Here is an 11891-nt window from a genome sequence, read left to right on the forward strand (position 1 = left end):
CTTCTCGCCACCCTTCCGACAAGCGGACTACACGTTCGCGCGTGGATTCAGCAGCATGTTGCCGAAGCTTCGGACGCCGTACATCCAGACGTGGACCATTGGCCTACAGCGGGAGATCGCTCGTCATACGGTCATTGAAGCACGATATGTGGGCAATAAGGGCACGCACATTTGGCACGGATTCGATCTGAACGAGGTCAATATCTTTGAGAATGGGTTCTTGCAGGAATTCATGAACGCCCAGCGGAATCTGGCGATCAATCAAGCGGCCGGGGTGAACAGTTTCGCGAATCGGGGATTGCCGGGGCAGGTGCCGCTGCCGATTTTCGAGGCCGCGTTCGGCGCGCGGGGATCGCAGCCGGCTTTGTCGCCGACCTCAGGTTTCAGCAACGGCACGTTCTTGAATTACCTCCGTCAGGGACAAGTTGGGGCCTTCGCCAATGCGTTGGCCGGGTCTTCGATCTATCTCTGTCGGATGGTCGGGAATCTGCTCCCTGCATGCGCGCGCCTAGGCTTCGACAGCCCGGGGCCATTCCCCATCAACTTCTTCCAGGCGAATCCCTTTGCGGCAGGAGCAGCGATCAATCTCATGACGGATTACTCCTACTCCAGCTATCACGGGCTCCAAGTACAAGTGCGCCGTACGTACAGTCAGGGCTTGAGCTTCGTCGTCAACTATACTTTCAGCAAGTCCCTGAGCGACCTCTTCGCCGACTCGCCGACCATGTTCCGGAATTATACGACGCTTCGGAATCGGGGTCTTGATAAAGGACCCTCGCCGTTCGACCTGCGCCACGTCTTTCAAGCTTATGGCAGCTGGGAGTTGCCCTTCGGGACAGGGCGGCGTTGGGCGACGGGGAATTCGGTCGCCGATAAGATCATCGGCGGATGGACGCTGTCGTGGATTCTCCGGTGGCAGTCTGGACGCGTTTTCCGTCTCTCCAGCGATCGTTTCACGGTGAACCAGCGCGACTCCGGCGTCATCTTGAATGGGCTCACGGTGAAGGAGTTGCAGAAGATGCTCACAGTGAAGCCGGGTCCGAACGCCACGGTGTTCTTCGTGGATCCAAAACTCATCGGCCCGGATGGGCGAGCGAATCCAGAGATCTTGGCGCCTCCGACGACTCCAGGTGTCTTCGGCCAGTTCATCTATCTGTACGGGCCTTCTCTCTTCTTGCCCGACCTCTCCCTCTCGAAGGAGATCCCATTGACCGAGCGGGTGAAGTTCGATCTCTGGGTGACAGCGCTCAATGCTTTCAACCATCCGAGCTTCGAAGTCGGGAGCGTGGCCGGTTCCGTCAGCATTTTGTCCACGACCTTTGGGCAAACGACAGCGACGGCCACCGGGCCGCGGGAGATCCAAATTCGGCTCAAGCTGAGTTTCTGAATTGCACCGGCGTCGGGGGGGAGATGACGTGCCGCTCATGACCATGGAGGCTTCCAACATCGCCCAATCTCCTTATCGTCCGCTCCCCCCCGATGTCACTGTGGGATCCCCAGCATGAGGCTTCCGTTCCGGAAGGCAAACAGCGGGACAGTGGCACCAGCATCCGTTGCTTTGGGCGAGGGAGTGCGGGACTTCGTCCAGGGACTCGGCGTCTTCGATGCGACCATGCTCGTCGTCGGGATCATGATCGGATCAGGGATTTTCATCGTCTCGGCGGACATGGCGCGGCAGATCGGAAGTCCCGGGGGATTGCTTCTGGCGTGGGGAATCACAGGGCTTTTGACGTTAGCCGGAGCCCTTTCCTATGGCGAGTTGGCTGCCATGATGCCGTGGGCAGGTGGGCAATATGTCTTCCTGCGCGAAGCCTTCTCTCCGCTTTGGGGCTTCCTATATGGATGGACGCTCTTTCTAGTCATCCAGACGGGGACGATCGCGGCTGTCTCCGTGGCGTTTGCGCGCTTTTTGGGTGTCCTCTGGCCGGCGATTGCCGAGGATCAGTATCTGATCCCGCCGATGCATCTCTCCGAGGGATATGCGTTCTCGCTCTCCACCAATCAACTGATTGCGATCGTCGTGGTCGCGCTGCTGACGTGGGCGAACATGCGAGGAGTGACCTACGGGAAGATCATTCAGAACGTCTTCACCGTAGCGAAGACGGGAGCGCTGCTAGGACTCATCCTCTTGGCTCTGCTCGTGGGATGGAATGCACGCGCGGTGGCGGAGAACTTCGGCGATCTCTGGACGCCGCGTGGCTACGTGCCGCTTGGGGGGGGACTCGATGCGACGACGCCGTTTGGGCTTTTTGTCGCGCTGTGTGTAGCGCAGACAGGATCGCTATTTGCGGCTGATGCCTGGCACAATGTCACATTCGCGGCAGCGGAGGTGAAGAATCCGCGACGCACGGTCCCACTGGCGATGGGCCTGGGGGTACTTTTGGTGATCGCGTTGTATCTGCTGGCGAATGTAGCTTATCTGGTCACGTTGCCGTTGGCCGATATTCAACGCGCGCCGTTCGATCGAGTGGGAACAGCGGCGTTACAGGCCATCTTCCCCAACGGAGGGGCCCCGCTCATGGCGTTGGCCATCATGATCTCGACCTTCGGGACGATCAATGGGTTGATCCTGGCAGGAGCGCGCGCCTATTATGCCATGGCCCGGGACGGGCTCTTCTTTGCTTTCGCCGGACGGTTGAATGAAGCGCGGGTCCCTGGATGGGCGTTACTTGTGCAAGGGATGTGGGCAGCGGCCTTGGTCTTGCCCCGTACGTTTCATCCGGAGACGAGGACCTATGGGAACCTATACAGCAACTTGCTAGACTATGTGATCTCAGCGGCGTTGCTCTTTTACATCCTCACGATCTTGGGCATCTTCCGACTGCGCGCGAAGTGGCCGGATCGCGAGCGGCCCTATCGCGTATGGGGATATCCGGTCGTTCCCGCACTCTATGTTGTGGGAGCAGGGACGATCCTGGCCGTGCTCCTGTACTATCGAACGGCGACGACATGGCCGGGCTTCGTCCTCGTCCTCGCGGGGGTACCAGTATATGGATTCTTGCGATATGCTCGAGCTCGAGTCAGAGCCTGAGCAAATCCTCCGGCGGAGCTGAAGGAGGGCTTCGCTGGAATGTTAGGGAGGAAAGACTTATGAGGCGAACATGGATATCGTGGTTTTGGCTCTCCCTTCTTTCCTGTTCATGGATCGTTCCCTTGGGAGTAGGAGGCCTCTCGCAAGGGAAGAAGATCACAGTGCCGAATAAAGTCCCGCTGAAAGTAATGCCTTTTGAGGCGACGGAAGTTCGCCTCCTAGAGGGCCCATTTCGGGAGGCGATGGAACGGACTCAGCGATACATCCTGAGTCTAGACGTGGATCGGCTGTTGCATAACTTCCGGGTGAACGCAGGGCTTCCGTCATCGGCGCAGCCATATGGGGGATGGGAAGCACCTGATGTGGAATTGCGCGGGCACACCGTGGGACATTATCTGACGGCTTGTGCGCTCATGTATGCCCGGACGGGAGACGAGCGATTCAAAGCGCGAGCGAATCAGATGGTGGCGGAGTTGGCGCGCATTCAAGAGGCGCTCCACCGTCGTGGGTTCAATCGCGGGTATCTATCGGCGTTCCCCGAAGAGTTCATTGATCGGGTGGAAGCGCGACAGCGAGTGTGGGCGCCGTATTACACGTTGCACAAGATCATGGCGGGGTTGCTCGATGTCTACCTCTATTGTGACAATTCGCAGGCCCTTGATGTGCTCGTCAAGATGGCGGATTGGGTGAAGTTCCGAATGGATCGTCTGACGCGGGAGCAGCAGCAGAATATGCTGGAGACCGAGTATGGTGGGATGAACGAAGTCTTGGCGAACCTCTACGCCGTCACGGGGAATCCGGAACACCTGCGACTGGCTCGACTGTTCGATCACCAACGACTCTTCGAGCCGCTCTCGCGGGGGGAGGATCCCCTTGATGGGCTTCACGCGAACACGCAGATTCCGAAGATCATCGGCGCCGCGCGCGAGTATGAGCTGACGGGCGAGAAGTGGTATGCCGACATCGCCACCTTCTTCTGGCAGCGCGTCGCCTTGCATCGCTCATACGTCATTGGTGGTCACAGCGACGGCGAGCGATTCTTCCCCATCTCCCAGTTCTCCCGTCGTTTGGGGCCAGCGACAGCCGAGACATGTAACACGTATAACATGCTGAAGCTCACGCGCCATCTCTTCAGTTGGGATCCCAAGGGCGAATACATGGACTTCTATGAGCGCGCGCTGTTCAACCACATTCTGGCTTCGCAGGATCCGGCGACGGGAATGATGTGCTACTACGTGCCGTTGCGACCGGGAGCATTCCGGACGTACTCAACGCCGGAGAATTCCTTCTGGTGCTGTGTGGGGACGGGAATCGAGAACCCCGCTCGGTATGGGGAGGCCATCTACTTCCGCGACGACCGTTCGCTCTATGTGACGCTCTTCCTCTCGTCAGAAGTGAGCTGGAAGGAAAAAGGCGTGCGCGTGGAGCAGCGGACTCGGTTTCCCGAGGAAGATCGTACGCGCCTGATCATTCATGCGGAGCGCCCCGTTCGGTTCGCGCTGCGGATTCGATATCCGGGGTGGGCAGTGTCGGGCGCTCACGTCTTGGTGAACGGTCGGCGCGAGTCGGTCACGGCAGCCCCTGGGTCATACATCACGCTGGAGCGCGAGTGGCGCGAGGGCGATACGGTGGAAGTCCAATTCCCCATGAGCTTGCGGATGGAAGCCATGCCGGATGATCCGACGATGATCGCGCTCCTCTACGGCCCGATCGTCTTGGCCGGGGATCTGGGCACGGAGGGTTTGGTCGAGTCGGAACGCTATGGCCCGAGCGCTCCTCGTATTGGTCGAGTGCGACCAGTGGAGGTGCCCGTTTTCGTCACCACTGAGGTGAAAGATGTTTTGGCGAAGGTGAAGCCAGTGGCAGGAACACCCTTGACGTTTCGCACCGATGGGCTCGGGCAACCGCGCGATGTGACGCTCGCGCCCTTCTACAAGCTGCACGATCGGCGATATACCGTCTATTGGAAGGTCTATACGCCCGCCGAGTGGGAGAGGCGAAAAGCGGAGATCGCTGCGCGCGAAGCTCGGCGTCGGGAGATCGAACGGTTGACCGTCGACGCCGTGAATCTCAATGATCCGCAGAGCGAGCAAGCGCATCGCTTTCAAGGCGAGAATACCAACGAGGGATATTTCGAAGGAAGACGATGGCGCGCGGCGCGCAATGGGTGGTTCAGTTATGAGCTGAAGGTCGCGCCGGATCGCCCCGTGCTCCTGGTCTGCACGTATCGGGGGAGTGAAGGACCGCCGCGCGTTTTCGATATTTTCGTGGAGGGAGAGAAGATCGCGACCGAGCGCTTGGAGATCCATCCGACAGAGTTGTTCGACAAAGAGTATCCTATCCCCGAGCGGCTCACGCGTGGGAAAGAGCGCATCGTCGTGAAATTCCAAGCGCATCCGAACGCCATCGCGGGGGCTGTCTTCGACGTCCGCACGGTCGCGCAAGAGGGACAGCGTCAATAAGTCCCACTCTTTCTTCGGAAGAGGACGTGGGGGATTCCATTGTGGAATCCCCCACGAGTTCACTGCTGCGGCATCTCCTCGGAGAGTGCGTTCCAGTCTGGAGGCTCGACTCCGAGCAAATGGTGGACAAAGAAGTCGTACATTTTCCGCGTCCCGTATGCTCCGCCCATCGTATGTCCTTGACCAGGGAGGACCAGCAGATCAAACGTCTTATTCGCTTTGATGAGGGCGTTCACAACCTGCATCGTGGAGGATGGATCCACATTCGTATCCAGCTCGCCGACAATGAGCAAGACTTTCCCCCGCAGTCGGTGCGCGTTCTCCACGTTCGAGGATTCCACGTAGTGTGGTCCGACGGGCCATCCCATCCACTGCTCATTCCACCAAATCTTGTCCATGCGGTTATCGTGGCAGCCACAAGAGGAAACGGCCACCTTATAAAAATCGGGGTGGAACAATAAAGCAGCGAGCGCGTTCTGTCCCCCGGCCGAATGGCCATAGATGCCGACGCGGGTGATGTCGTAGTACGAATATTTCGCCGCCACCGCCTTATGCCAGAGAATGCGGTCGGGGAATCCGGCATCGCGCAGGTTCTTCCAAGCGACATCGTGAAAGGCCTTGGAGCGATTTGCTGTTCCCATCCCATCAATCTGCACGACGATGAATCCCAGCTCAGCGAGCGAACGCATCGGATTATAGACGCTGAAGGATTTCGGTACAAACGATCCCTGCGGTCCGGCGTAGATATTCTCGATGACTGGGTACCTCTTCGACGGATCGAAATTCATCGGGCGAATGATGATGCCCCAGATGTCGGTCTTGCCGTCGCGTCCTTTGGCGACGAAAACCTCCGGCGGACGCCATCCGATCGCGAGCAGTTCGGAGATATCCCCTCGTTCCACTTCCATGAGGATCTTTCGATCCTCCGTGCGCCGAAGCTCCAGGACCGGCGGGTGATCCACGCGCGACCAGAGATCCACGTAGTACTTCATGTCCGAAGAGAACCGCACCAGATGATCTCCATTGGCTTCGGTCAGAGCCACAAGTCCGCTGCCGTCGAAGTTGATCCGGTAGTAGTGGATGAAGTACGGGTCTTGATCGCGATACATGCCGCTGGCTTGAAACCAAATCTGGCGTCTCTCCTCGTCCACCTTCACAACGCCGCGCACGACCCAGGGGCCCCTCGTGATCTGATTCCTCACTTTCCCCGTGAGACCATCGTAGAGATAAAGATGGCGCCACCCGTCGCGCTCCGAGGCCCAGATGATCTCCCGTCCATCGGCGATGTCGTAGCGGTATCGGGTTCCGGTCTCCCGATGGTTCGGCGAGAGCGGACGGTAGGAGAAGAACGTCGCGCATTCTTCGTTGATGAGGACGCGCGGTAATCCGGTCGCCGCATCTACTTCGATCACACGGTAGACTTGGTGGCCGCGCTGATTATACTCGAAAGTGAAAGCTCGACCATCCTTCCACCAAACGGGATTGGAGAGGCTGTACGGGTTCGGGAAGAGGCTATTCTCAATCGCAATGGCTTTCCGTGCCTCTACGTCGAAGAGGACGGGTTGGGCGACATCGAGGACATCGCCGGGCTTCGCATACTCGCGCGTATGGAGCTTCGGCTGGAGTTGATCGGTCGGCGAGGATTCGATGTAGTGGACCTGTCGGCGGTATCCTTGCCGCACGCGATACGCCACGAGGCGTCGTGAATCCGGCGACCAGGTGATTGAGGCGAACGTGTACGCGTCGGCTTCCGATCCGTCATAGCTGAGCGGAATGGCTTCTTCCTTTCCCTTGGGACGGATGAAGACATTGTAATTCCGGATGAAAGCCTCCCATCGTCCATCGGGGGAGGGCTTTACCTGAAGCTCTTGGGACGATTGAATGGGGCTGAAGGGAGGCGGACGGCGAGTTTGTTGCTCCTGCTGGGGCGAGGGCTCTCGCGTAGGGAGGAAGACCATTCCGTCCTGGACATCGTTGTCGTACTCGCGAGGATATTCCTCCGCTTCCTCGGGTCCTCGCCCTCTGGAGAAACCGGGGGCGGCTGGTCCGATCTGGCGACAAGCGTAATCCGTGAGATCGCAGCGCCAGGTTGCTCCCGCAGCGGTGAATTGGATGGCTCGTTCCTGGTCCACAAAGGTGAGGGTAGAGAAAGGCAAGGTCGTGGAGGTATAGTTGCGTCCCATCGCCGCTGAGAGCGATGCCGCCAATCGCGCGTGGTCGAACGCCGGTCGCTTCGCGAGTGTCTCCGCATCCACGAGGACGAATTCGTGGCCACCTTTGACCGTTCTCCGGTACCAGAAGCGCGGCGTGTTCTCGATCCACTCGACGTTATCCACGATATTGAGGGCCAGCCCCTCGAGACGCTCGCGCAACGCGAAGGCGCGTTCGTAGTCGGCTCGCGTGCCTTGAGCGCAGACGAGGGGGGAAACAGCGGACAATAAGCAAGTGATCGCTACGAATATCCCGAGCCACTGATGGAATCGTCTCATGGCGTCATCCTCCCGACCCGAAAAAATTCCTTTCCTGACGGAAAGAGCTTGAGAGGATGCGCGATCCGATAGGACGAGGAGGACCGGCATCCTCTCAAGCCGGTGGGCGTGACGACGAGGAGGTTGTGTCCAGAGGCGCTATCACGTGATATGCGCTCGAATTTGAATATTGCGGGGGCCGACGAGCGTGCTCGTCGTCTGCCCGAAGCTCGTTGAATCAATACTGACCGTCCCTCCCAAGTCGCATTTTCATTGGACAAACGTGACCCTCCCGTTCACCAACAGATAAGGTCGGCCAGGGTTGAGTCGAGCGATCCCGGGGATCGTCCATTTGCCCATCACTCCGTCGAGAACTCCAGGAGCGTTCGAAGGGAAGCGCTGATCCCATTGAATGCACACCCTTCCACCGCCCAGGCATAGTATTCAGCTCCACTGTGAAATTGCGAAAAAGACATTGCAAAACGTACCATCAGGGAGCCGGGTCTGTCTTGCACAGAATTATGGAACGCATTTAAGGGGCAATCCTAAGCCTGTTCAATGCCCCTTTGGATTGTTCAAGACAGTGACGGTGTTCTCTACCCTACACTGAGAAGGGTATGGGAGAGGGGCAGGGACTAGCTAAGGCATCTCAATTTAAGGCGAGGACGCGAGCGTGGGGAGGTCTCAGAGGGGATGGCCATGCAAAAGGACCGACGACGGATAGCAGCCCTCTTCTGTCTGTGTCTCTTGTCACCTCTTGTGCGCGCGCAGGAGAAGCCGCTTTTTACGACGGATTTTCCGCCAGAGGAATTCGCCGAGCGCCGTCGCCGAGTTTTTGAGCGGATTGGCCCAGAGGCGATCGCTCTCGTTCAAGGCGCGCCGGCGCCGATCGGGTGGGTACGGTTTCGCCAGTCGAACGAGTTCTATTATCTCTGTGGCGTTGAGGTCCCGAACGCGTATCTCCTTCTGGATGGGCGGACACAGCGGACGGTCCTCTATCTACCGCATCGGAACGAACAGCGCGAACGCAGCGAAGGAAAGGTCCTTTCGGCTGAGGATGCCGATTTGGTCAAGCGGTTGACGGGAGTAGATGCGGTCTACGGGACGGAGCTACTGGCCGGACACCTTGCTCGGTACGTCTCAGGCTTTGGCGCCGCGAAGCCTCCTGTCCTGTATACCCCGTTCAGCCCGGCCGAGGGGATCTCGACGAGTCGGAGCGCGGCACTTCCCCCGTATGCGGATAATCTCTCGAATCCATGGGATGGTTTTCCCTCGCGCGAGGGATGGTTCGTCCATCTCCTTCGGTTGCGCTTTCCGCAATTCGAAATTCGGGATTTGTCCCCCATTTTGGATGAGCTGCGCGTCATCAAGAGCCCGCGCGAGATTCGATTGATCCGTCAAGCGACGGAATTGGCCGGGCTAGCTATCATGGAGGCAATGCGCAGCACCGAACCTGGCGTCATGGAGTATGAGTTGGACGCCCTAGCGAAGTTCATCTTCTATCGAAATGGGGCGCAGGCTGAGGCCTATCGGTCCATCATCGCCGGTGGGCGCAATGCCTATATGAACCACTACTTCGCCAATACGGATGAGTTGCGCGATGGAGATCTCGTCTTGATGGATTACTGTCCCGACGTCGGATACTATGTCTGCGATGTGACGCGCCAGTTTCCCGTGAACGGGCGATTCAATCAGTGGCAGCGGGAATTGTATGGGTTTTATCTAGCGTGCTACAAGGCATTGCTGGCGCGCATCCGGCCAGGAGTGACGCCTCAGATCATCATGCAAGAGGTTGCCCAGGAATGGGAGCGAATCCTGGCGCAGACGAAGTTCTCTAAATCCATCTACGAGCAAGCGGCTCGCCGATTCGTCGCGCAGTACAAGAACGCGGCAAACAATCCTAGGGCGAGCCTCGGGCATTGGGTGGGCATGGCTGTTCATGACGCGGGACCCTATCGCGGGGAGCCGCTTCGTCCCGGTATGGTCTTCACAGTCGAACCGGAATTTCGTGTGCCCGAGGAGCAGATCTTCATCCGACTTGAGGACATGATCCTCATCACTGAACGTGGAGCGGAAGTGCTCTCTGGATTCATCCCGATGGAGATCGAGGACGTCGAACGATTGATGCGTGAAGAGGGGCTTCTGCAGAAATATCCGCGAGCGTTTCGACGCTCGGGATCATCCTGATGGGCGTGGCGGGATCGTGCGGTTGATTTCGTCTGGCCATTGCGCCATGATAAGAGGCGCACGAGTGTAGGAAGGAGTCGTGCTGGGCCCAAGGAGAGGCCCCATCTCAATCGCGGGAGAGAAGAGTATGAGAAGAACGCTTCTCGTCAGCGTTTCTCTGCTTATCGTCCTTTGTCAGCAAGGGATTATTTTCGCCGGCATCGCGGGGGAAGACCTTCAGCGTCCCGCGCGTTCAGAACCAGCTCGATCCGAGCGTGGGGGAGCTCCGGCATTGCTCGGAGACGACCTGGATGTATCGCGGAGCGAACTTCGTCCGTTGATCGAACGCTTCACTGTTGACCTGGGGAGCTTGAATCGTTTCTACACCATTCCGATCTCTCCCACGCGGCGAGAACGCCTGCGGCGATTCTACACGGAATGGCTCCAAAAATTGGAAGGGGTGAACTTCGAGGCCTTGAGCGTGGATGGCCGGGTGGACTATCTCCTCTTCAAGAATCACCTCGAATATTTGCTGCGGCAGTTGGACATTCAGGCCAAACAGATTGCGGAGATGGAACCACTCATGCCCTTCGCTCGAACGATCATCGAACTTGAGGAATCGCGCCGACGCATGGAGCCGATCCAGCCCCAGCCAGTGGCGGAACGTTTGGTGGCGATGCAGAAGCAAATCGAAGAGGTGCGCCGTGCTGTGGAAGCGGGACTACGTGGGGAACGTGCGGACGGTCAGCTCCGAGATCGCGGGATAGGAGCGATCGCGCCCATTCGAGTCACGCGGACCGTGGCCAATCGGGCGTTGCAAGCGCTCCAAAACTTGCGAACGACCCTGCGGAATTGGTTCACCTTCTACAACGGATACGATCCGCTGTTCACTTGGTGGGTGGGCGAACCCTATCAATCGGTGGATCAAGCGCTCGGGAATTATATGGACTTTCTGGCTCAACGCGTCGTGGGCGTGAGATTGGGCGAAGAGGTGGTGGCATCTGGTGGGCCCCCATCGGGAATGGGGCGAGGAGTCGGTGGACCCATGGGGCAGCGGCCTCAGCTCGGAGCGGTACGCGCGCCGAGTCCCCAGCCAGGGGAGGTGAGTGACATCATCGGGGATCCGATTGGTCGAGAAGCCCTGTTGGTTGAATTGGCTCGCGAGATGATCCCGTATACTCCCGAGGAGTTGATCGCCATTGCTGAAAAAGAGATGGCGTGGTGCGAGAACGAGATGAAAAAGGCAGCGCGAGAGTTGGGCTTTGGGGACGATTGGAAGCGAGCGCTCGAATATGTTAAGACGCGCTATGTCGAACCCGGCAAGCAACCGGAACTCGTCCGCGATCTCGCCCTGGAGGCCATTCGGTTCCTCGAAGAGCGCGATTTGGTGACGGTGCCTGCGTTGGCGAAGGAAACCTGGCGCATGGAGATGATGTCGCCCGAACGTCAACTCGTGAACCCCTTCTTCACCGGTGGCGAAGTGATCACCGTCTCCTATCCGACCAACACCATGTCGCACGAAGCGAAGATGATGAGCATGCGGGGGAACAATCGGCACTTCTCGCGGGCGACCGTTCATCATGAGCTGATCCCGGGGCATCACCTGCAGGGGTTCATGACGGCCCGATATAAGCCCTATCGCAATCTCTTCAGCACGCCCTTCTGGGGCGAAGGGTGGGCGCTCTATTGGGAGCTGTTGCTGTGGGACCTGGGATTTCACAAATCGCCGGAGGATCGCATCGGGGCACTCTTCTGGCGGATGCA

The 11891-nt window shown here is 58.6% G+C and carries 6 protein-coding genes; 5 read left to right on the forward strand and 1 reads right to left on the reverse strand.

All coding sequences use genetic code 11. The features are described 5' to 3' along the window. The 3 genes from NZ746_09720 to NZ746_09730 form a co-directional block, all read left to right on the forward strand. On the forward strand, positions 1-1387 hold a 1387-nt coding region (locus NZ746_09720; GenBank protein ID MCS6817643.1), incomplete at its 5' end, for a carboxypeptidase regulatory-like domain-containing protein. A gap of 114 nt (positions 1388-1501) precedes the next feature. After that, complete coding sequence (locus tag NZ746_09725; protein MCS6817644.1) at positions 1502-3031, forward strand: amino acid permease; 1530 nt, start codon at positions 1502-1504, stop codon at positions 3029-3031. Positions 3032-3219: 188 nt separating this feature from the next. Then, entirely contained in the window at positions 3220-5493 is a 2274-nt protein-coding gene (locus tag NZ746_09730) for a glycoside hydrolase family 127 protein (GenBank protein ID MCS6817645.1), read from the forward strand. A 59-nt stretch (positions 5494-5552) separates the two neighbouring features. On the opposite strand, the gene NZ746_09735 is transcribed toward NZ746_09730, so the two are convergent. Next, positions 5553-7982 carry a S9 family peptidase gene (locus NZ746_09735; GenBank protein ID MCS6817646.1) on the reverse strand — a complete coding sequence of 810 codons (2430 nt, stop codon included), beginning with the start codon at positions 7980-7982 and terminating at the stop codon, positions 5553-5555. Between the two features lie 672 nt (positions 7983-8654). Here NZ746_09735 and NZ746_09740 point away from each other — a divergent pair. Together NZ746_09740 and NZ746_09745 are read left to right on the forward strand one after the other, a co-directional pair. Then, a complete protein-coding gene (locus NZ746_09740) occupies positions 8655-10148 on the forward strand; it encodes an aminopeptidase P N-terminal domain-containing protein (protein MCS6817647.1) in 1494 nt (497 codons plus the stop codon). 127 nt (positions 10149-10275) lie between these two features. Next, on the forward strand, positions 10276-11891 hold a 1616-nt coding region (locus tag NZ746_09745; protein MCS6817648.1), incomplete at its 3' end, for a DUF885 domain-containing protein.

It is taken from the genome of Blastocatellia bacterium, assembly GCA_025055075.1.
Lineage (GTDB): Bacteria > Acidobacteriota > Blastocatellia > HR10 > HR10 > HR10.